Annotated in this window: 21 protein-coding genes; 8 read left to right on the top strand and 13 right to left on the bottom strand. The window is 47.7% G+C overall.

Annotated elements, in window-relative coordinates:
- Nucleotides 1-2: 2 nt before the first annotated feature.
- A complete protein-coding gene (locus Q1B04_RS12030) occupies nucleotides 3-1,076 on the bottom strand; it encodes a J domain-containing protein (RefSeq protein WP_299759062.1) in 1,074 nt (357 codons plus the stop codon).
- Nucleotides 1,077-1,299: 223 nt separating this feature from the next.
- Entirely contained in the window at nucleotides 1,300-2,703 is a 1,404-nt protein-coding gene (locus tag Q1B04_RS12025) for a mechanosensitive ion channel domain-containing protein (protein WP_299759061.1), read from the bottom strand.
- Between the two features lie 188 nt (nucleotides 2,704-2,891).
- Between Q1B04_RS12025 and Q1B04_RS12020 the strand changes: the two genes are divergently transcribed.
- Complete coding sequence (locus Q1B04_RS12020; RefSeq protein WP_299759060.1) at nucleotides 2,892-3,416, top strand: DUF2911 domain-containing protein; 525 nt, start codon at nucleotides 2,892-2,894, stop codon at nucleotides 3,414-3,416.
- Nucleotides 3,417-3,656: 240 nt separating this feature from the next.
- Here Q1B04_RS12020 and Q1B04_RS12015 read toward each other — a convergent pair whose 3' ends face one another.
- Entirely contained in the window at nucleotides 3,657-4,598 is a 942-nt protein-coding gene (locus Q1B04_RS12015; RefSeq protein WP_299759059.1) for a glutamate--tRNA ligase family protein, read from the bottom strand.
- 301 nt (nucleotides 4,599-4,899) lie between these two features.
- Between Q1B04_RS12015 and Q1B04_RS12010 the strand changes: the two genes are divergently transcribed.
- Entirely contained in the window at nucleotides 4,900-5,874 is a 975-nt protein-coding gene (locus Q1B04_RS12010) for a sterol desaturase family protein (RefSeq protein WP_299759058.1), read from the top strand.
- 74 nt (nucleotides 5,875-5,948) lie between these two features.
- Here Q1B04_RS12010 and Q1B04_RS12005 read toward each other — a convergent pair whose 3' ends face one another.
- From Q1B04_RS12005 to Q1B04_RS11980, 6 genes are all read right to left on the bottom strand, one after another.
- Complete coding sequence (locus Q1B04_RS12005) at nucleotides 5,949-6,590, bottom strand: hypothetical protein (protein ID WP_299759057.1); 642 nt, start codon at nucleotides 6,588-6,590, stop codon at nucleotides 5,949-5,951.
- A gap of 143 nt (nucleotides 6,591-6,733) precedes the next feature.
- Nucleotides 6,734-7,846, bottom strand: coding sequence for a DUF4236 domain-containing protein (locus tag Q1B04_RS12000; RefSeq protein ID WP_299759056.1), 1,113 nt, complete (start codon nucleotides 7,844-7,846; stop codon nucleotides 6,734-6,736).
- Between the two features lie 54 nt (nucleotides 7,847-7,900).
- Nucleotides 7,901-8,476, bottom strand: a complete 576-nt coding sequence (locus Q1B04_RS11995) for a hypothetical protein (protein ID WP_299759055.1) — start codon at nucleotides 8,474-8,476, stop codon at nucleotides 7,901-7,903.
- 114 nt (nucleotides 8,477-8,590) lie between these two features.
- Complete coding sequence (locus tag Q1B04_RS11990; protein ID WP_299759054.1) at nucleotides 8,591-8,800, bottom strand: hypothetical protein; 210 nt, start codon at nucleotides 8,798-8,800, stop codon at nucleotides 8,591-8,593.
- 176 nt (nucleotides 8,801-8,976) lie between these two features.
- Nucleotides 8,977-9,531 (bottom strand): lipocalin family protein, encoded by a 555-nt coding sequence (locus tag Q1B04_RS11985; protein ID WP_299759053.1) that lies wholly within the window; start codon nucleotides 9,529-9,531, stop codon nucleotides 8,977-8,979.
- Nucleotides 9,532-9,559: 28 nt separating this feature from the next.
- Nucleotides 9,560-9,991 carry a GNAT family N-acetyltransferase gene (locus Q1B04_RS11980; RefSeq protein ID WP_299759052.1) on the bottom strand — a complete coding sequence of 144 codons (432 nt, stop codon included), beginning with the start codon at nucleotides 9,989-9,991 and terminating at the stop codon, nucleotides 9,560-9,562.
- 263 nt (nucleotides 9,992-10,254) lie between these two features.
- Here Q1B04_RS11980 and Q1B04_RS11975 point away from each other — a divergent pair, with 263 nt between their 5' ends.
- Together Q1B04_RS11975 and Q1B04_RS11970 are read left to right on the top strand one after the other, a co-directional pair.
- Entirely contained in the window at nucleotides 10,255-10,752 is a 498-nt protein-coding gene (locus tag Q1B04_RS11975) for a YajQ family cyclic di-GMP-binding protein (protein ID WP_299759051.1), read from the top strand.
- Nucleotides 10,753-10,908: 156 nt separating this feature from the next.
- Nucleotides 10,909-11,691 carry a TerC family protein gene (locus tag Q1B04_RS11970; RefSeq protein WP_299759050.1) on the top strand — a complete coding sequence of 261 codons (783 nt, stop codon included), beginning with the start codon at nucleotides 10,909-10,911 and terminating at the stop codon, nucleotides 11,689-11,691.
- 39 nt (nucleotides 11,692-11,730) lie between these two features.
- On the opposite strand, the gene Q1B04_RS11965 is transcribed toward Q1B04_RS11970, so the two are convergent.
- Nucleotides 11,731-11,934 (bottom strand): hypothetical protein, encoded by a 204-nt coding sequence (locus tag Q1B04_RS11965; protein WP_299759049.1) that lies wholly within the window; start codon nucleotides 11,932-11,934, stop codon nucleotides 11,731-11,733.
- Here Q1B04_RS11965 and Q1B04_RS11960 point away from each other — a divergent pair.
- Complete coding sequence (locus Q1B04_RS11960; protein WP_299759048.1) at nucleotides 11,933-14,209, top strand: M20/M25/M40 family metallo-hydrolase; 2,277 nt, start codon at nucleotides 11,933-11,935, stop codon at nucleotides 14,207-14,209. The genes Q1B04_RS11965 and Q1B04_RS11960 overlap by 2 nt on opposite strands.
- Before the next feature lie 122 nt (nucleotides 14,210-14,331).
- Nucleotides 14,332-14,892, top strand: coding sequence for a DUF4142 domain-containing protein (locus Q1B04_RS11955; protein ID WP_299759047.1), 561 nt, complete (start codon nucleotides 14,332-14,334; stop codon nucleotides 14,890-14,892).
- 27 nt (nucleotides 14,893-14,919) lie between these two features.
- Here the strand turns inward: Q1B04_RS11955 and Q1B04_RS11950 are convergent, their stop codons facing one another.
- The 3 genes from Q1B04_RS11950 to Q1B04_RS11940 all read right to left on the bottom strand — a co-directional run bounded on the left by Q1B04_RS11950 (nucleotide 14,920) and on the right by Q1B04_RS11940 (nucleotide 17,733).
- Entirely contained in the window at nucleotides 14,920-15,579 is a 660-nt protein-coding gene (locus tag Q1B04_RS11950; protein ID WP_299759046.1) for a hypothetical protein, read from the bottom strand.
- A 447-nt stretch (nucleotides 15,580-16,026) separates the two neighbouring features.
- Nucleotides 16,027-17,043: a membrane dipeptidase gene (locus Q1B04_RS11945; RefSeq protein ID WP_299759045.1), complete on the bottom strand. Its 1,017-nt coding sequence runs from the start codon at nucleotides 17,041-17,043 to the stop codon at nucleotides 16,027-16,029.
- A 129-nt stretch (nucleotides 17,044-17,172) separates the two neighbouring features.
- Nucleotides 17,173-17,733, bottom strand: a complete 561-nt coding sequence (locus tag Q1B04_RS11940) for a DUF4864 domain-containing protein (protein ID WP_299759044.1) — start codon at nucleotides 17,731-17,733, stop codon at nucleotides 17,173-17,175.
- A gap of 138 nt (nucleotides 17,734-17,871) precedes the next feature.
- On the opposite strand from Q1B04_RS11940, the gene Q1B04_RS11935 reads away from it, so the two are divergent.
- Together Q1B04_RS11935 and Q1B04_RS11930 are read left to right on the top strand one after the other, a co-directional pair.
- Nucleotides 17,872-18,660 (top strand): phosphatase PAP2 family protein, encoded by a 789-nt coding sequence (locus tag Q1B04_RS11935; RefSeq protein ID WP_299759043.1) that lies wholly within the window; start codon nucleotides 17,872-17,874, stop codon nucleotides 18,658-18,660.
- A 47-nt stretch (nucleotides 18,661-18,707) separates the two neighbouring features.
- Nucleotides 18,708-18,872: a hypothetical protein gene (locus Q1B04_RS11930; protein ID WP_299759042.1), complete on the top strand. Its 165-nt coding sequence runs from the start codon at nucleotides 18,708-18,710 to the stop codon at nucleotides 18,870-18,872.
- Nucleotides 18,873-18,922: the final 50 nt, after the last annotated feature.

Here is an 18,922-nt window from a genome sequence, read left to right as displayed (position 1 = left end):
GTTTACTTCAAAAGCATTCTGATGAGCTGCGGGTCCTGCAGGTCGCGGAGGTTTTGCTTTAGGCTTTGCAGCTCCATGTTTAGGTCTTCTTTGGCGGCTTTAAACTTGTGGTCCATTTGTTTGGGGCTGCCGCAAAAACTGGTGTAAAAGGCAGCATCGGGTCCGGTAGAAAACCGCTGAAGTTCTGCCTGCAGGCTGTTTGTCTGGTCTGTCAGCATTTTTATGTAATACTCCAGCTGTGCATCCGGGAGCTTCTGCAATGTTGGTCCCTGTTCCTGCATAAACTCTGCCTGCAGGCGCAGCAGCTCAAAAAAGTCGTCGTGGTGGTAAGCCAGCGTCACCCGTTTCATGGCTTCTTCTTTCCAGGCGCGTGCGGTTTCGTTCTGCTCTTTATCGGGGTGCAACTGCTTGGCGAGTTCTGTGTATAACTTGCGACTGGCTTTGCTGATGTTGCTGAGTTCCGCTTTCGCCTGGGCTTCTTTTGCTAGCTGCGCTTTAGTTTTCCGGCTTTTCTGGCGGTTTTGCTTTTCCCGTTCCCGCTGCTCCATCTCCCGGTCCAGCTGTGCCTGTATATCTTCAAAATCATCTAAGCTACCGGTTTCTGCATCAGCGTTATCACCGAAAATATCTTTGAATATATCCTCTGCCTCATTTGGGGTATGCTGTTCGTGGCGGTTTATACTTGCTTCATAAGGAGACGCAGCATACTTGTTGTAAAGGTGCAGCATGTCCTCGCGCCCGTATCGCTCGATCAGTTCCTGAGCAATGTCTGCAATCAGCAAGGCGAGTTTCTCACTCTCACGTTTCTTGAAAAACGGCAACGTATAGGCTTCGTCTAGTAGCCGTGCCAGCTCCACGCGCTTTTCTGTTACTTGCCTTATCAGGGGGCGCAGCTCTTTTTCGATACGCCTCTGCGCCTGGTTTATACTTGCATGTCTGGCGGCAATTTCCTGCTTCAGGTGGTCTATCTGTTTTACCTTTTGGTTAAACTGCTGCTGCAGTTCGGTTAGCCGGTTATTTTCCGGAGTGGCGATTTGCGGCGTAAACTGCCGGGCAAGTTTATCGGATTTTGGCATAGCTGTATGCGAAATGGTAATCTACTGAAAAGAAGTGCAAAGCTACCGATTTTAGCGCCATACTTTACCGCTGCACAATAATAGGTATAATCACATCCTAAGCTTCTTTCTATAGCTTGTAAGCATGATTTTAAAGCTCTAACCTGACCTTAATCGCAGCCCGGTTATCAGCACAAAACATCATATTTCCTGCAAATGTGCTTTGCTTAAAAGAGAGTACGGTTTATACTTGTTTGCCTCCTCTTTCCATAAAATCAGCTTGCACGGCCATGCCAGTAGGGTCGATGAACTGCAGTTGCTGCCTTGGGTATACAGGTATGATCTTTTTGCGATATTCGGGCTTGGCTGTTTCCTTGGCGAGGCGCATGGATAGCTCGCTTTTCCATTTGCGGCGTTCGCGGGCACCTACCAGGTAACGGATAATAACATTGGTCCAGGCCTCCTCCAGGGTAATAAAAACCTGCGGCTTATCAGCGATGTCATAATCCAGACCGGCGCGTTTCAGCAGGGCGGCATAGTTTCTGGCGGGCGCCACCATGTAGTTGCCCAGCAACTCTTCGGCTACATTGCCCATCACTTCCATGGCAAGCGGTATATCCGACTCGTTGGCTATACCTACAGCCAATTCATCCCACACATAAGGGAAATCGCGCGTCAGGTTGATCACAGTTCCTGTCAGGATTTCGTTGTTCGGGAAGGTAACTAAACGACCTGTAGGCTGCTCTGCCTGCACAAAACCGGGCTGGTAGGGTGCGCCAATTTCCCAGACAGTGGTTGTCAGAAAATCAATGCGGTAAACATCCCCGAATACCTCGCCTACCCGCACGCGGTCGCCTACGCGATAGTATCCCTGAAAAGAGTTGAGGAGCCAGCCGGTAAAGCTTTCGATTGGCGTCTGCAGCGACCACGACAGGGCCAGGCCGATTAAACCCAATGAACCTACAAGCGCTCTTATGTCGCCGGCCACCACGCTAATGGCAATACCAATGGCCAGCAGCCACACCCCAATCGAGAGTAACGATATAATAGCATTGGACCTCTCCCAGCGGCCCAGCACCTTTTGCAGTAGCAGCCGCAGCAGCCGGGCTACGCCCCAGGCCAGGACCAAGGTGCCGAGGGCAATCAGCATTTTAGGCAGGTTGTAGAAAAAGCTGTCCCAGAGGCCCTGCAGCGCACCGATGGCTTCGCCTGCAGCCTCTTTGCTTGATGAAGCCATGGTAGTGGTGTCTTCAGCGGCTATACTTTCGGCAGAGTCAGTCAGCTGCAAATCCTCCACGGCCACTTCCTCCACAATCGCTACAGAATCCACTGTTTCCGGGCTGTTATCCTGTGCCAGCCCGTCTTCGCTTGGGTTAAAAAGCAGCATTATAAAACCGGTTACGGCTACTGCCAGGATAGAAGCCTGCCGAAAGTTTTTGAGCCTGTCTTTAGCGCCTTCCACTGTCGAGCTGCGCCTGACCCGCCTCATCCTGGCTTTAACTCTTATTCTTTCGGAAGTTGAGGTGCTGCGACCTGAACCGTAAGGAGCGCCGCCGCCCGAGGTATAGCTGGTTTTTGTATAGGTTGTTTTCTTAGCCTGGGTGCGGGTGGAGCTTCTGGTGTTCCTGTTGCTGAAGAATGATGGCATGGTATCGGTTTTTCAGTGGGTGCTTCGTTTTGTTTCTTCTCCCCCTATACGCAAGAAAGCAGAAGCAGACGCCATGGCACGGAAGAGAGGCGGTGCTGCCGCTGTGTTATCTTCTGATAATTAGGCAGGTATTTATACTTCCGATTTCTTTTTACGTATGCTGATGTTGAACTAAAACCGCAAAAATTATGAATAAGTCAAATCTGGTAAGTCTGTGGATGCTGCTGATCGGTGTTCTGATGTCTTTCGGCGTGCATGCGCAAGACGCAAAACCTAAAGCCAGTCCGGCAGCCACTGCCTCAGGTAAAGTAGGCGATGCCAACGTAACCGTTAACTACAGCAGCCCATCGGTGAAAGACCGTAACATTTGGGGTGGGCTGGTGCCTTACGGCCAGGTGTGGCGTTCCGGAGCCAACGAGGCGACCACTGTTACGTTTGATAAGGATGTGATGGTGGAAGGTGAACCGTTGGCGGCAGGTACGTATAGCTTTTATACTTTGCCAGGCGAGGATGAGTGGGTGGTGATCTTCAACAAAAAAGCAAAGCAGTGGGGCACGCAGTACGACGAGAAGGAGGACGCGCTGCGCGTAACCGTTACTCCCCGAAAATCAGGTGAGATGAACGAGCGGCTGAAGTATGATGTAACTGACCAGGGGCTGCTGCTGAGCTGGGAGAACCTGGAGGTGCCCGTTAGCATACAGGCGGTACAGTAGCGTTTTCTGAACAAAGTGTAATGAGCGGCAGCTGCTGAAAAGTGGCTGCCGTTTTTTATGGTTGAGCCACTTGTGCACGGGCAGAATTTCCAGCTGGCGTGAGCTGCTTAACCTATTTTATACTTGTATGCGAGCCGCTGCTTGCTTTAGTGTCAGGCGGTAGCAACGGAATTTATACTTTATCCAACACACTTACAGCCTTTCTCCTTTTGCAAAGTATGGCAGGAATGGCTAACCCGGTTACTCAGCGCCCTGCGCCTGCAGGCTCTGTTTGCCGGGCTGCTTTAAATCTGCCAGTGCAAACCTGTTTAAAAAGCTCTTAGCGTCTACTACGCCTGCCTCGCCCCAGCCCAACGTGCGGGTTATTGTTTGCCAAAGCGCTTTGCTGCTAAGGCCATTTTTACGCATCTCCGCTATAGAAAGCGAATCGTGCGACTTGGAAAGCTTGCCGCCCTCCGGCTCCAGCACCAGCGGGTGGTGCACAAAGTTTATACTTGAAAACTGCTCCGCGCCAAGCTTTTGGGCTAGGTAAAGCTGCGCAGCCGTAGAAGTGAGCAGATCTTCGCCTCGCACAACAGTGTTTATGCCCATTTCCAGGTCATCCGAGAGCGAGGCGATTTGGTAAGCGGGTATGCCCTCTTTGCGCTGCACCACAAAGTCAGGCATTTCTTCAGCGAGATGTATGGTGCAGGTGTGCAGCAGCTGATCTGTAAAACTCACCTTTGTGTTTTGCGGAATGTGGATGCGCCAGGCAATATCGGGCTGCTGCAGGGGCAGCAGTTCATGGCGGCAGGTATGCAGGCTGCAGGCGCTATCTAGCAAAGCCGACAGCTGTTTACGGGAGCAGGGGCAGGCGTATACTTCGCCTTTCTCCACGAGTTGCTGTAGCAAGGCGTGGTAGCGTGGCAGGCGCAGGTGCTGTGAGTAGTGCTTCAAAAAACCTTCGGCATCGGTTGGGCCTTCATCATAATCCAAGCCCATAAAGTGCAGCGTATCAAAAATATCCTGCAGGTACTCTTGCCTGAAGCGCGCGTTATCTAGATCATCAATGCGAAGTATAATGGTGCCGTTTTGCTGCCTTGCCAGTGCCCAGGTAATGGCAAACGAGAGCGCGTTGCCCAGGTGCAGGTAGCCGCTGGGAGTAGGGGCGATGCGTGTTTTTAGCCTTTGCGTTTGGGCCATAGGGATGCAGGTTCTTAGCGCCTTTAGCTTATGTCAGTAGATACACTAATCAGGTTGTTGCTGCCAGTTACAAGGCTGGCAAAGCAGGGTTTAGCTGCGAAAAATAAGATTTTGCCTACTCTTTTAAACTTTAGATATTGTAATAAGTTTAAGCTGTAAACTATATATTCAGTTATGATTTTTCAGCTTCAGCTGCAACCGCTAAAATAGGACTGAAGTATAAATTTACGTAAATTAGTGGATTGTGCGGTGCCCTAAATCAAGTGCGCCGCTTTATATTATACTTACCCAACACTTGCCTATGGAAATTCTGTTTGACCAGATGCCTAACCCTTTCACTTACTTTGTGCCTATCTTTGTTATACTTATAGCGGGCGAGGCTTACATCAGTTACCGGGAGGATAAGGAACTTTACAGCTTTAAAGATTCTATGGCCAGCACCTGGGTTGGCTTAGGGGCAGCGCTGCTAAACACGCTCACCAAAGCTTACCAGATCGGCTTATTTTTCCTGTTTTATAAATTGTTTGAGCCGCTGCGTGTAGAGTTTCTGGGGTACGAAAACCTTGGCTGGGCTTGGTGGGTGTGGGTGCTTTGCCTCATCGGCGATGATTTCAATTTTTACTGGCATCACCGTTTCTGCCACACTATCAGAATATTTTGGGCAGCGCACCTAGTGCATCACTCCTCCGATAAGTTTAACCTGGGCACCGCTTTCCGCAACGGCTGGACGATCTTTCTGTACAAGCCTATTTACTGGCTGTGGCTGCCAATACTTGGGTTCAATCCCGTCATGATTGCGCTGTGCATGTCGTTTAACTCAATTTACCAGTTCTTCCTGCACTCTACACTGGTACCTAAAATTCCGGTGTTTGGGCAGGTGTTTAACACACCTTGGGTACACCAGGTGCACCACGCCTGCAACATAGAGTACCTGGACCGCAACCACGGCGGCATACTCATTATCTGGGATAAGCTGTTTGGTACGTATCTGGATAAAGACAAGAACCTGGAAACTAAGTTTGGCGTGCTGCACCCGCCAACCAAACACGACCCTATCACACTGAATTTCCATGAGTTTAACGACATTTGGAAGGATGTGCGCAGCGTGAAGTCTTGGAAGGCTAAGTTTATGTATGTTTTCGGACCTCCGGGTTGGAGCCACGACGGCAGCCGCAAAACCTCTAAAATGCTGCAGCAGGAGTGGGAGCAACAGCGGCAGCAACAACAGAAGGCAGCGCCAGCCGAGCAAAAAGGCAGCGTAGAACTGGTAGCCTAAAACGCTGAAGTATAAAAGCCGGGCCAAAGTATAAATCTATACTTTGGCCCGGCTTTTATACTTTACAGAGGCTGCTAATACTTAGCCATTATGTACTTATCCTTGCGTAGCTTCCGGGAAATGGAGCGTGCCAGGTGGTTGTGCAAAGTATCGTATCCAGCTGATATGCCCTGCACCATAGAATCTGCGAACCATACCGGGTGCAGCGTCTGCGAATCCAGCAGGTAAGTATAAAAAACAGCGCTCGGCTCTGTGTCTGTAGTGGTGGTACTTACGTGGTCGAAGTGCACGGTGGTGTAATCGTTGGTGTACCAGTAGTTACGCAGGTTTACCAGCAGAATGCCATCCACGCCCGTAGCCCTGATTTTTTCCAGAAACTCGCTGTAGCTCACATTGGCGTTTAGCTCAAATACGTCAGAAGACTTAACGATACGCGTTTGTACCTGCTGCTGCTGCTCCAGGTTTCGGGCCAGCGTTTTCTCCAGGTGCTTTCTGTATTTCAGGTTCTCCAGGTTATTGAATTTGCCTCTGATATGCTGCTCATACGTTGCAGAATCCAGTTGATTAAAGTCCGTGTCGATGTCGGTTACCAGCGTCATGATGCCCACATAAGGCTTTGCAAGCTCCTGCACTTTAGCAGTAGAGGTAGAGGTAATGGCGCACCCTGAAAGAAACACAAGACAGAGTGCCAGTAGCGGGAATATTGTTTTCATCATGATTAGGAAGGGGTTAGGTTTTGCGATAGTAGACTTTTGAAACGTAAAATGGCTGCCTACTATAAAGGTTATTTCTTGCTAAAAATGTTTCTTTAAATGATAAACTGCCCCTAACGCAAAGCTCGTGTTAGGGGATATTGTTTTTAAAGTGAACGTTGGTATTCGATAAAGTTTTTCGCAAAAGCTTCTGACTTGTTAAAACTGCTGAAAGAGTATGATTCATTTAGACCAGACTTTGATTTGATTTCAATTTTTCCGTAGCTAACAATTGGTATTTCATAATTGCCTGCAAATCTTCTATCTGGTGAGCCATTTTTATTAACTTTTGCCCAAGTCTTATCTACAACTTTTGTATCTGGTGGGATTTTTCCTTCTTCCAAAAATCTTTGCTGTGAAAAAGTTAATTCAAAATCCTTAATGTCAATTAACGCAAATTCCTCTTTGTCAGTGATTACAATTATAAATGCAGGATAGATATATAAATCCCCGCCATTTTTATTTTCAAAATGAAAGGCAGGATAACTTGATTTTATAATGTTAATATCGTCAAAATTGAATCTAACAGGAGTTCTAGTTACCACTGTAGATGCAGCACTTCTTGTAACTCTTGTATCTTGTTGTACAGTAGAAGTGATATCCCAAATTATCTCAGAAGTTAAAAGTTCTTTATAAGAGTTAAGCAAAGAATTATATTTTTCCTCGAACGTTCTATCAAAGTGAACATCAATGTTGACATAGCTATTTTTTAATTGATTTTCAAGGTCTAGTAAATATTCTTCTTTTTCAATTACCTTATTCTTAAATGATTTGATAAAGAAACCAATGAGGAAAATATTTGCAATTAAACTATTTGTTCTTGCTGCTTTAACTTCCTCTTTAGTCTTCTCAATTTCTTGGGTAATTTCAATTCTATCTTTATAGACTTCCTGAAGTGTTTCCTTTAGTTCAATGAGGCTTGCGCTGGTCAGTTTGTCAGTTGCTTCACTTTTTATTTCTCCAATAAGAATTTCCGGTTCATAAATTACTTCATCGAAAACTGGAACATTTTGAACACTGCCGGAATATAAGTTTTTTTGTTCGCCTCCGATTTTCTGCCGATTGTATAAACCTGTTCCTGGTATGCCTGTATTTAAATAGGTTCCTTTTTTACTAAAGTTAATACTTGCTCCCTTTACACCAATTGTAGAACTAACTCCAGAGTTGGAAAAATTCAAATAAAACCCTGGGAAAACTTTAACTCTTTTTCTAAATCTCATAAGTTTTTTCTTGACTTTACCCTAATGGGCTACACAACATTATTGGTTGCTATTCTATCTGGTTTTTACTTTGACGTAAGTGTAATCATCAAATCTATCAACCGAACGATATGAGCCAGAGTCTTTAACTTTGACAAAAAATGGAGCGTTATTTATAGTAATCCAGTCAGCTTTATTTTTGATATAAACTATTTCAACAAGATTATCAAGGTAAATATATTTGTCACAAGGGCAAGGTGCGCTTGAAGGATTCACTTTTTCCTTTTTATTTGGTTGCCCTAATATAATTTCTATTTGTGCTTTTGATTTCCCGGCAAGCTTGTCTACCTCCACCAAATAACTCATTGAATTTATGTTTTTATAGGTGGCAAAGCTTTCTTTTTTTAATTCTTCTTGAATAAGTTCAGGACCTTTTTCAAATTTGTTATCCTCAATCAGTTTATCAATTATGAATTTTTCATAATCCGTAGAAGCATTTTTTTCAACAAACTCTGATTTTAAGCTATCAGTCCAAAGACTTTGTCTTTCAATTTGTATCTCTTTTGCTTCACCTTTTTCAGAATTATTCTCACAAGAATAGGTCAAAATAGAACTTGCGACTAACCCCAAAACAATAAATGTTCTTTTCATTGCTTAATATTATAATTTATTTAGAAATTAATTTCATTTACTCCAAATTACCAGATAGCAGGAGTACCTACTCCCACTATCTGCACTATATAAAGAAGCGCGTTTCTCTCTTGATTAGCCAACTATAAAAAGTTTATAGATATAAGCGCCTACTGTAGTGCCTAATACCAGCAGCAGCGCTATGTTGGCCACAAGAGGGATTTTTACATATCGCTTCTTCTTATGGTTGTACAACGAGCCTCCCAGCATGCTGAAAAGTATAGCGTTTATAAGGGTCAGCAGTTTATTGATGGCAACCCAGATGTCTCGGAAAGTATAGGCCATGATCTTATCAGTTAAAGCTTAGCATTATAGTGCTTTAACAATATAAGAATATTTCAATAATGATATTGCTTTATTGTTAAAATTTTATTTTAGTTATGCTGCTGCCGCACCTGAAAATAAAAAAGCTGCCATAGTATAGGAGCTCTGGCAGCTGGGCAATTATGTAAATACAATGTTTAACCTTGTGTAAAGCAGCTTTGGTCGGTTAGCAGCAGCTTCTCCACCGGAAAGCCTTTCTGGTCGGCCAGGTGCACAAGGCGCTCCAGCACATCCTGGTTTAAAGTGGGGGTACGGGAAAGCACCCAAAGGCTTTCGCGGTCGGGAGCACCCACCAAGGCATAAGTATACTCGGTGTCCAGTTCCAGAATCCAGTAATCGCCCCGGAAGGGCCAGAAAAACTGCACCTGCAGCTTGCTGTTGCTGCTGCCCTCCACCGGAAATGCTTTGCCTGTTGCGCTGTCTTCTTTGCCGTAGGGGTCACCTTTGCGGCATGTGTTTTTCACGTCTACATAGCCCTCCGGGTTCAGGCTATACTCGGCGTACACGCAGTGGCAGCCCTTCTCGAAGCGCTGCGGAAGCCGGGCAATTTCGTACCAGCGGCCCTTATACTTGTCCAGGTCTAAGTGGGGCACTGTTTGGAGCGGAGCATGTGTGCGGCTGCGGCTGCTGATAATGGCCGCACCAGCCAGCACGGCACCGGCAGCAAGCCATAGTTTGGTTTGTTTTTTCATAGTGTAGTAGTGTTGCGCAAAGTGCAGGTTAAAGCTGCTTGGCCATCAGGTAATGCTGTATAGAGCCAAACAGCAGGTATGTTTTCTCTAATACCTCATACCCGTTGCGTCGGTAAAAGTTCACGGCATTTTCGCGGGCCTGCAGCGTCAGGCGCTCTGCCCCTAAGGTGCGGGCACGTTCCTCCAGGTACTGCAGCAGCAGGTTGCCCAGTTGCTTGCCCTGCTGGTCAGCCCTGATGCCCATAAAGCGCAACTGCCCCTCTTGTGGCGTGTTCAGGTGCAGCCGGCAAACACCTGCAGCCTCACCGGCATTGTCTACCAGCAGGGCATGTATGGCAGTGGCATCGTCGTCGGCGCGTTCGCTGCCTTCTGGCTGGCCCCAGGGCTGGCGTAAGGTTTGGTAGCGCAGGCGGTAATATTGGGTAAATTGCTCGGGAGTGGCGGGTTCTATAATTTTCATGGTGTCGTGCTGCTTGTTTATCGTTTTGTCAGCGTGTAGCTTACGCTGAAAATTTAGTTAACAGATGTTTTGCCTGGTGCGTTGGAGGCCAAAGTACGTTTGCTTCATCTGAAAGTAACTGCAAGCAGGCAATTAATAATTTAGCCATGCTATAATTTTAAAGATGATTTAACCAGCGATTTGCTACTGACAATTGGCGATTAAAAAATAACTTTGTCAGCTTATTGCAGTAAATCAGTTTTTAAAGATTAATACCTAAAATTATGGCATCTTTTGATATTGTAAGCAAAGTAGACCCGCAAACTATGGACAACGCCGTAAACGTTGCCCGCAAGGAGATCATGAACCGTTACGATTTCCGCGATACCAAAGGAAGTATCGAGTTTGATAAGAAGAACAACGAGGTGAACATCTCGATGGAAAACGATATGCGCGTGCAGCATAGTGAAGACGTGCTTATCGGTAAAATGGTGAAGCAGGGTCTGGATGCCACCGCCCTTGATTTCTCGAAGGAGGCCTACCAGTCAGGCGCTATGATGAAGAAGGATATAAAAGTAAAAGCGGGCATCGATAAGGATACGTCCAAAAAAATCATGAAGATCATCAAAGACAGCAAAATGAAAGTTTCTGCTGCCATGATGGACGAAACCATACGCGTTACTGCCAAGAAGATAGACGACCTGCAGGGGGTAATTGCCTTGCTGCGCACCAACGCAGAGGAGATTGGCATGCCGCTGCAGTACGTAAACATGAAAAGCTAGCTTAATTGTTACACTTCTATAGGGTTGATTGTTAGCTGCACGGAAAACCTGTATACGCTCTGTATGGCATGCCAAAAATAAGCTTTGCAGAAAACGTAAGTGCTGCTGATGACTACCGACAACAATCAACAACAAACAATTAGCAACTAAAGAATTATGGAAATATTTGCCAATCCGGACACCTGGATAAGCCTCCTCACCCTGACCTTTATGGAGGTGGTGCTGGGCATAGATAATATTGTTTTTATTTCGATTATTGTGGGCAGGCTGCCAAAAGACCAGCAGGCAAAGGGCCGTAATATTGGCCTGTCGCTAGCCCTGATATTCCGGGTAATCCTGCTGCTGTTTATCTCCTGGATTGTAAGCGCCTCTGACCCGATCTTCTCCATCAACCTGCCGTTTACGGAAGAGGACTTTGCCGTATCGTGGCGCGATATCATACTTTTTGCCGGTGGTTTGTTCCTGCTGGCTAAGTCAGTTACCGAAATCCACAATAAGCTGGAGGGAGAGGAAGAGGGCCACGGAGCAAATAAAGCCAGCGCCACAATGAGTAAGGTGCTCATCCAGATCATCCTGATAGATATTGTATTCTCCTTCGACTCTATACTTACAGCCGTAGGGCTGGCGCAGGAAGTGCTGATCATGATTATCGCCGTTATTCTGGCCATGGGCATTATGCTGATCTTCGCCAAGTATGTAAGCGATTTCGTGAACAAGCACCCGACGGTAAAAATGCTGGCCCTATCGTTCCTGATCCTGATTGGCTTTATGCTGGTGGTAGAGGCGCTGCATCAGCACATTCCGAAAGGCTACATTTACTTTGCCATGTTCTTCTCGCTTTTAGTAGAGATGCTGAACCTGCAGCTGCGCAAGAAAACCGAGCCGGTGCACCTGCGCCAAAACGAAGTGCTGGAGCCAGAGAAGGAAGAAGTGGTATAGTTGCTTTGCTATAAATTTAAACGAGAACCGGCACCCCTGCTACAGGCGGTGCCGGTTCTCGTTTTTGCCTGCCCATACTTCCAAAATCCATACGGTTAGCACTAGTTTTGATTGAGCCATACTTTGCGCAAAACCTTTGAGCTGAAGCAGCTTATCTGCGGATTTTAGGTATATTAGCTGCAGACTATCTAATCCTGCTATGCGCCAACGCCATACTGCTGTTGCTGTTCTGCTGCTGTTCATGCTGATAGGGTTATCCCTGCTGAGCCTATGGTTGCTAAAACCGCCTGCGCCTGTGCCCGCTGATGCGCCTGCCACAGTGTTTTCGGCGGAGCGCGCCATGCGGCATGTACGGCAGATAGCGCAGGAGCCCCACGCCATGGGCACAGCGGCACACGCTGAGGTAAGAAACTACCTGTTGCAGGAGCTGGAAAAGCTAGGTCTGCAGCCGCAGGTGCAGGAGACTACAGCTGTAAACGGTGAGGGCGGCGCGGCTACTGTCGGCTATGTATATAATGTGGTTGGCCGCTTAAAAGGCGCAGGCGCTACAAGCAAAGCCATACTGCTGATGGCGCACTACGACTCGCAGCCGAACGCGCGCGGCGCCGGAGATGATGGCGCAGGCGTTGCCGCTATACTTGAAACCATCCGGGCTTTAAAGCAGGAAAAGCCGCTGCAGCATGATGTACTAGTGCTGCTAACCGACGGGGAGGAGTACGGGCTTTACGGCGCCAGGGCTTTTCTGAAGCACCCTTGGGTAAAGGAGGTGGCGCTGGTGATAAACCTGGAAGGCCGCGGCAACCAAGGCCCAAGTATGACTTTTGAGCTGAGCCCGGAAAACGGCTGGGTAGCCAGGCAGTATGCACAGGCCGCACCGTACCCTTTCTTTAGCTCGCTGGCTTACGAGATTTACAGCCGGATGCCGAACGATACCGACTTTACTGTATTTAAGGATGCAGGTTACTCAGGCTTAAACGCTGCTTTTATTGATGGCTTTGTGCACTACCACAAAAGCACCGATGCACCCGAAAACCTAAGCCTGCGCAGCCTGCAGCACCATGGCAGCAACCTGCTGGCGCTGACGCGCCATTTCGGGCATACTTCCTTAGACCAGACCAAGGGGCAGAACAGGGTGTTTTTTAACGTTATAGGCAGCTGGGTGGTAAACTATAAATCGAGCCTGAACCTGCTTTGGATGGCGCTTACCACACTGCTGCTGTTCGTAACGGTGCGGGTGGCACTGCAGCAAGGAGTGGTAAAAGGGCGTGGCATTATGATGGGTTTCGTGCTGTACCTGCTGCTGCTTGCTGTAGTCACAATTCTGTTTTACCTGATAAACGAGTTTGTTTGGGCACAGCTGCCGCTCTCGCATCGCCATAACGGCGTGTACAGCTCCGATACTTTCTTTATAGCCTACCTGCTGCTGGCGCTAGGGCTTTTTCTGTTGCTGAGTTGGCTGGTTTTGCGGTGGGTACGCCTGCTTTCGTTGCTGCTGGGTGTGTTTATACTTCAGTTTATACTTTTGATGACTGTGTACCTGCTGGCATCAAACGGAGCTTACCTGTTCTTGTTTCCGTTGCTGTTTAGTTTGGGCGGTACATTGGCGTTGCTGCTTACAGGCTGGCAGGGTAGTTACGCAATGCAGCCAAAGCACTCGCTTATTTTGTTGCTTTTTTCTGTGCCTGCCATTTTTCTGCTTTTGCCGATAGCGCAGGTGGTGTTTACAGCTTTTGCCTTGCAGTTGCCTTACGGTACTATTGTGCTCACGCTGCTATTGGCAGGCCTGCTGTTGCCGCTGCTGATTTTAATTATGCGCACGCTAATCTGGAAAAATGCTCCGCTGTTGCCGCTGATGCTGTTGTTGGCAGGCGGGCTATCAGTGGCTTTAGCTATTGCCCGTGAGCAACCTTCTGCCGAGCGGCCGCTGCACAGCCATGTAAGCTACTACCTGAACTCCGATACAGGCAAAGCCTGGTGGGCCACGCGCTTTGCCAACACCGACGATTGGAACCAGCAGTTTTTCGCTTCCGCTGCTAAAGAGCCGCTGCTGGAAATGTATCCGCATGCCTCTATACAGTACCTTAAAAGCGAGGCAAAGGCGATAGATATTCCTGCACCCGAAGCCAAAGTGCTGCAAGACTCCGTGGCCGGCAATGCACGTTTGCTACGGCTGCGCCTTAGGTCTCCACGCAATGCGGCTCACCTGGAGCTGGCACTGAAGACGCAGGAAGCCGATGCGCTGCAAAGTATAAAAATGGCTGGTGTAGAATTGGCTTTGAAACCTATAGAGACTGCTGCCGGCAAAGTATACTTTACGCGCCTGCATGGGCTGCCCGCATCAAAAGAAGTTATCCTGGAGCTTCGGCTTAGCTCTGAAATGCCACTCACGCTGCACCTCTACGACCAAAGTATAGGTCTGCCGCAGGAGCTGGTAAAAGCTCCCCGGCCAGCGCACGTTATTCCGGAGCAGGGCCGCGACAGCAACCTGACAGTAGTGCGGAAAAGTTATACTTTCTAGCTTAATTTAGAATGTCAAAAAGCTTAAGTTATATTTTGTCAGGAATTTTAGTCTGAGCCCAACCTAAGCAGTAGCGTGTGCAGTATAGATAAAGACTATTTTATACTTGCACCCGATATTACATGCTCCTAGATAAATTACTAACGTTTGCCCTTGCCACTCTTTTTTTAATCGCTTTATCCTGCGAAGGCCCTGCATCTGAAACGGAGAACCAAAAGGATGTGCCACAGAAACGAACACTGCAGCACGAACCCGCTTTCTGGGATTATGCCGCCAGCAGTAATATGCTGCAGGTGGAAATTGGCAAAGTAGCTGCAGAAAAAGGAACCTCAAGCCAGATAAGAACATTTGCAGCCGAGGCAGTTAACTTCCACAACAAGGCGCTGGAAGACTTGAAGGTGCTGGCGCAGCAGCATAATAACATTCAGTTGCCAGATAGCCTGGGCGCCGCCGATTTAGGTTTAGTGCTGGAGTTTAAGATGCTGGAGGGGGAGGAGTTAGATATGCATTTCAGAGAGTTTGTGATAAGCACACACAATGCGCAGCTTAAGCGCTACGAAGAAGCGCTTCTGAAAGCTGAGAACCCGAAAACCCGTATTTGGCTAATGGATATGCGAACACACTTGCAGGAAGAAATAAATAGCATAGCCCAAGCAGACGTAGCAGAGGCTGAAGAAGAATAAACTAAAGTATAAAAAACAAGCAGACTCTTATTTCCAGAGCTCTGAGGCTTTGCGGGCCATCCGGAAGAAAAGCTCACGCTCCAAACCGGCAACCTGACGTGCTTCGGTATCGTTGTAGCCGTTCTCCACGGCGTTTAAGTAATCGTAATACAGTTGGGCCAGCTCCAGCGAATCGTCCTCAAAACACTCCGTCAAATCTTCTGACGTCTGCTTCTCCGGCTCATATACTTTAGAAGGGTATAACTTGTCTAGCTGGTAAATAATGTACTTCTGGCGTGTCTTGTTTGATTTTCCGCCAAACAGCTGCTCTAAAGGCAGGTCTTCGTTTTCATCATCCAAAGCTTCAAGATCGTCTTCCAGCGCCAGCGGCTCATACACGATAATGTCATGACCGGAAAGCTCCAGGTACTCCCCGAATTTCTCCTTTACCGGAATAAGCGTTGGCGACTCATAAGGTTGGTCCAGCAGCTCAGCCATGTGCAAAGCGATTTCTTTGCCCTTCTCGCCGGCAGCAATAAGTATCTGGTTGAACTGGCAAAAATCACAGCCCAGGTATACAAACTTATACTCATCATCGAGCACCGTAAAGCACCAGAGCGTGATAAATTCGGTTTCATCTATCACCACCGTATCGATGTATAGTTCGTTTATCTGGACGTAACGTGGCGAATATTCCTGAGCATCCATGGCGTTGCGGCTTTAAGTTTCTGGTTGCAGTATAGGCACTATCAAAATATATACGGAGTTTTACGACACATGGCAACTAATATATATACAAATTTTACCCTCTCCTGCATCATACAGGCTATAAAGGTATAGATCATGCTAGCAGGCCATGTGATTTTAACACAAACAGGTCAATTTTGCGCTATAATTATCCTGTTGTAACTAGTTGATTTTTTGTTGATTAATTTAAGGCAGCTACTGGCACAGGCAATATAAATCGTAGCAAGCGAAGTAACATTGTACCAAACCCTATAAATATAATTTTTTTACAGCAGGAAAGCTCTGCTGCTGTAAAAAACTATCAGAGAGCGCCATCTTTCAGAGAGCGCCATTTTAAAGTATAGCCTCATTAAATATAGGAAAATTGTAAGTAGAAAACCAATGTTTAAATTTACCTGAGAATCAGTTCTAACTCCAGATACGCTCTATAAAACGTTGGGCATTGCTAAAGGCCAGCTTCTGCAGCTGCTCTTTAGAATACTGCTGCTGCAGGCGGTTTAGTATATAAGTATAACTACTGTTAGCCTGTTGGTGCGCCTGGTGGTAAAATGGGAATCGGCTTAAGTCCTGCTCATCGGCGAAATAGAAATAATCGGCCCCAAAGCAAAGCGCATCCTCAGCGCCATGATCAAAACCGTACTGGATGTGGTGTAAGAGAGCATCCGGGTCATCGGTGTTTACAAACTTGCGCAGAAAGTTTATGCCAATCAGGCCTTTGCGGCGAATAATCTCCTGTGTGAGCTCGTCGGGCAAGTTGCGCTCATGTTTCCATACCGGCCTGAAGTTAGAGTGGCTGGCCATAACAGGAATATCCAGTTTTTCTATGTCAATGTGGTCCAGGATATCAAAAGCCAGGGCGTCGCTGGTGTGGGAAAGGTCCACGGCAATGCGGCGGCCATGCAGGTAGTCGAGCAGCAGGCGGCCATCTGTGGTAATGCCGTGCGTGGGGTCAGAAGAGTTGCCACCGCCAAACCGGTTGGCTGTGTGATGGGTAAAGCTGATGTATAGAATGCGCTCGCATACTTCTATCATCTTCTCCAGGCGCTTAAAACCATTCTCCAGCGGTTCGTTTTCTTCACAAAACCCGGCTGCATTTTCGATGGCTGCCACCATGCCCGTACCTCCCGGCGTTTGCAAAACCTGCTGCAGTTGCGGCACATCCGTAACGGCGGTCAGGCAGTTGTCTCCGTCGGCTAGCTGCCGGAACATGTCACGCTGCAGTGCTGCGTAATCTGTGCTTCCTGCCCCGGTAGCAGAGTAAATCGCCATCACCTGCAGCTTTACGTTACCTTCCACCAGCGAGGGCACAGCACAGCCAATCTCCTCTACCTTGTTCATCTCAGAATTAGGCACATCGGTAAGGTATACCAGTAAATCACAATGCATATCGAAAATAGGCAGGCGCGCCACAGGTGTTGTGCTCATGTTGCAGAAGTATGGGTTTAGAACCTTAAGATAAGATGAAAATACGAAAACTGATGCTGCGAGGTGGAACAGTAAAGTATAAAACCTGCAAATGCGTTAGGCCGGAGTTAGCTAAAGGTATACCAGGTTTTACAATTGGCTAGTAAGGTGAGACGTTTCCATACGGGCAATTCCCTCGGTCATCCAGCAATCTTTGTAAGTGCCTTTGCGCTGTTTGGTAAGTATAAACATAAATGCCTCCTGCTGTCCGTCCGTGGCTTCTACCAGCACCAGTTGGTAAGCATTTTTGCCAGACACAACGAGTTGTCCGGTTTTGTAACTTTTAAAGTTAAGGATTGGACGGAAAGAAGGCTCTCTCACCATCATTCGGAAGTGTTTAAGCGGACCAAGGTAAGCCCGGTTTGCCGGTGATGAGAAGTTGAATAAGGTAATCACACCGCTGTCGGCAGGGTCGTTTTGCTGCAGGGCGCGTAGCTGTATACTTATAACCTGGCGCGGCGAAAGTGCTTTGTCAGGCTTCAAATACGTCCATTTAGATGTATGTGCTATCTCAGAGCTGGCAGAAGTATAGGTGGCGTAGTGATGCTCATTGGCTGTAGGCATAGCAGGAAACTGCATCCAGAACAACACGAGCAGCAGCACGCCAATTGCCAGCATGATCTTGTCGAATATGTTCTCCGGAGCCTTCATGTAAATATGTACTTTATTTAGGCGAGCTTTGTTGTGAAACAGCCTGGATTTGGGGTAAATGTATGCTGCTGGATAGCCAATGCCAGAAAATGTAAAACAAAGGGTGATGTGTGCGTATACCCTCATCAGCAGTATACTATGAAAAAAATCATCCTGATAGATAAAGTCCGGTCTGCGACAAACTGGGTGCTACACCAGCCAGTTGTTGTGCGCCTGAGGCAGCGTTTTCCGCGGCTCACCTCTTTTATGGCCGCCCGGTTTGATACCAATTATTTTGTTGGGCTGCCCCTGACGCTGATGGTGCTGGCAGGCGCGGTTAACATCATGCTGCTCTCCAACCTCACTGAAAGCGTGGTAGAATCGGAGTGGATCGTGACGGTGGACAAACAGTTTACCACCATGCTCTACAGCATGCGCTCAGACTGGCTTAGCCAGGCGCTATACCTGATCACTTTGCTTGGTAATCAGGAGGCTGTTTTTATAATAGGTGCAGTAGTCTCACTGGTTTTGCTTGTGAAAAAGAACTGGGTGGCGCTTTTTGCTTTCTGGATAACCTTAGCCGGTGTGGGCTTATCTGTTAAATTCGGCAAAACCATTATCAGCCGTAATCGCCCTATGGCCGATGTGGCTTATTATGTGGTGGAACATTTCTCCTTCCCGAGCGGGCATGCCACTACCGCAATAGCGCTGTTCGGCATGATTGCTTACCTCCTGCACCGCCGGTTGCGCGTGCCCTGGCAACGGCGACTGCTGGTAACACTGGCGCTTCTGCTTATTTTACTGATTTGCTTCAGCCGCATATACTTGGGAGTGCACTACCTTTCGGATGTGTTGGCTGGCTTGCTGCTGGGGCTGCTGTGGCTGCTGGTGGGTATTAGTTTTATGGAAGTGATGCAGTACCGCAAAAAGAAGCTCAACAATTCGTAGGAGAGGCAGAGCGCACTTTTTGTCCATTGTTTCGTAACAGGGCAAGTATGAATCTACAACTATATATGCGCCTGCTGTTTCTTGCCCTGCTGGCTTTCAGCTTCTCGCCTGCACAGGCTTATGGCGTACTGACGCACCAGGCGGTGGTAGATGCCGCCTGGGAAACCAATCTAAAGCCCTTGCTGCTGAAGCGCTACCCAAAGGCAACCTAGGAGGAGCTGAAAAAAGCCCATGCACAAGCTTACGGAGGCTCCATTGTGCA

The sequence above is a fragment of the uncultured Pontibacter sp. genome (genome assembly GCF_947495565.1).
Lineage (GTDB): Bacteria > Bacteroidota > Bacteroidia > Cytophagales > Hymenobacteraceae > Pontibacter.
The sequence above is the reverse complement of the archived record's forward strand: the minus strand, read 5'-3'. Positions and strand labels throughout refer to the sequence as shown.

Bases quoted from the DNA above. Each gene is read 5' to 3' on its own strand.
- Q1B04_RS11935 (WP_299759043.1), top strand. From the start codon at position 17,872: ATGAAAAAAATCATCCTGATAGATAAAGTCCGGTCTGCGACAAACTGG.
- Q1B04_RS11995 (WP_299759055.1), bottom strand. From the start codon at position 8,476: ATGAAAAGAACATTTATTGTTTTGGGGTTAGTCGCAAGTTCTATTTTG.
- Q1B04_RS12010 (WP_299759058.1), top strand. From the start codon at position 4,900: ATGGAAATTCTGTTTGACCAGATGCCTAACCCTTTCACTTACTTTGTG.
- Q1B04_RS11990 (WP_299759054.1), bottom strand. From the start codon at position 8,800: ATGGCCTATACTTTCCGAGACATCTGGGTTGCCATCAATAAACTGCTG.
- Q1B04_RS12025 (WP_299759061.1), bottom strand. From the start codon at position 2,703: ATGCCATCATTCTTCAGCAACAGGAACACCAGAAGCTCCACCCGCACC.
- Q1B04_RS11945 (WP_299759045.1), bottom strand. From the start codon at position 17,043: ATGAGCACAACACCTGTGGCGCGCCTGCCTATTTTCGATATGCATTGT.
- Q1B04_RS11985 (WP_299759053.1), bottom strand. From the start codon at position 9,531: ATGAAAAAACAAACCAAACTATGGCTTGCTGCCGGTGCCGTGCTGGCT.
- Q1B04_RS11930 (WP_299759042.1), top strand. From the start codon at position 18,708: ATGAATCTACAACTATATATGCGCCTGCTGTTTCTTGCCCTGCTGGCT.
- Q1B04_RS11980 (WP_299759052.1), bottom strand. From the start codon at position 9,991: ATGAAAATTATAGAACCCGCCACTCCCGAGCAATTTACCCAATATTAC.
- Q1B04_RS11965 (WP_299759049.1), bottom strand. From the start codon at position 11,934: ATGAACAGCAGCAGAACAGCAACAGCAGTATGGCGTTGGCGCATAGCA.
- Q1B04_RS11950 (WP_299759046.1), bottom strand. From the start codon at position 15,579: ATGGATGCTCAGGAATATTCGCCACGTTACGTCCAGATAAACGAACTA.
- Q1B04_RS11975 (WP_299759051.1), top strand. From the start codon at position 10,255: ATGGCATCTTTTGATATTGTAAGCAAAGTAGACCCGCAAACTATGGAC.
- Q1B04_RS11955 (WP_299759047.1), top strand. From the start codon at position 14,332: ATGCTCCTAGATAAATTACTAACGTTTGCCCTTGCCACTCTTTTTTTA.
- Q1B04_RS11960 (WP_299759048.1), top strand. From the start codon at position 11,933: ATGCTGATAGGGTTATCCCTGCTGAGCCTATGGTTGCTAAAACCGCCT.
- Q1B04_RS12030 (WP_299759062.1), bottom strand. From the start codon at position 1,076: ATGCCAAAATCCGATAAACTTGCCCGGCAGTTTACGCCGCAAATCGCC.
- Q1B04_RS12015 (WP_299759059.1), bottom strand. From the start codon at position 4,598: ATGGCCCAAACGCAAAGGCTAAAAACACGCATCGCCCCTACTCCCAGC.
- Q1B04_RS12020 (WP_299759060.1), top strand. From the start codon at position 2,892: ATGAATAAGTCAAATCTGGTAAGTCTGTGGATGCTGCTGATCGGTGTT.
- Q1B04_RS11970 (WP_299759050.1), top strand. From the start codon at position 10,909: ATGGAAATATTTGCCAATCCGGACACCTGGATAAGCCTCCTCACCCTG.
- Q1B04_RS12000 (WP_299759056.1), bottom strand. From the start codon at position 7,846: ATGAGATTTAGAAAAAGAGTTAAAGTTTTCCCAGGGTTTTATTTGAAT.
- Q1B04_RS12005 (WP_299759057.1), bottom strand. From the start codon at position 6,590: ATGATGAAAACAATATTCCCGCTACTGGCACTCTGTCTTGTGTTTCTT.
- Q1B04_RS11940 (WP_299759044.1), bottom strand. From the start codon at position 17,733: ATGAAGGCTCCGGAGAACATATTCGACAAGATCATGCTGGCAATTGGC.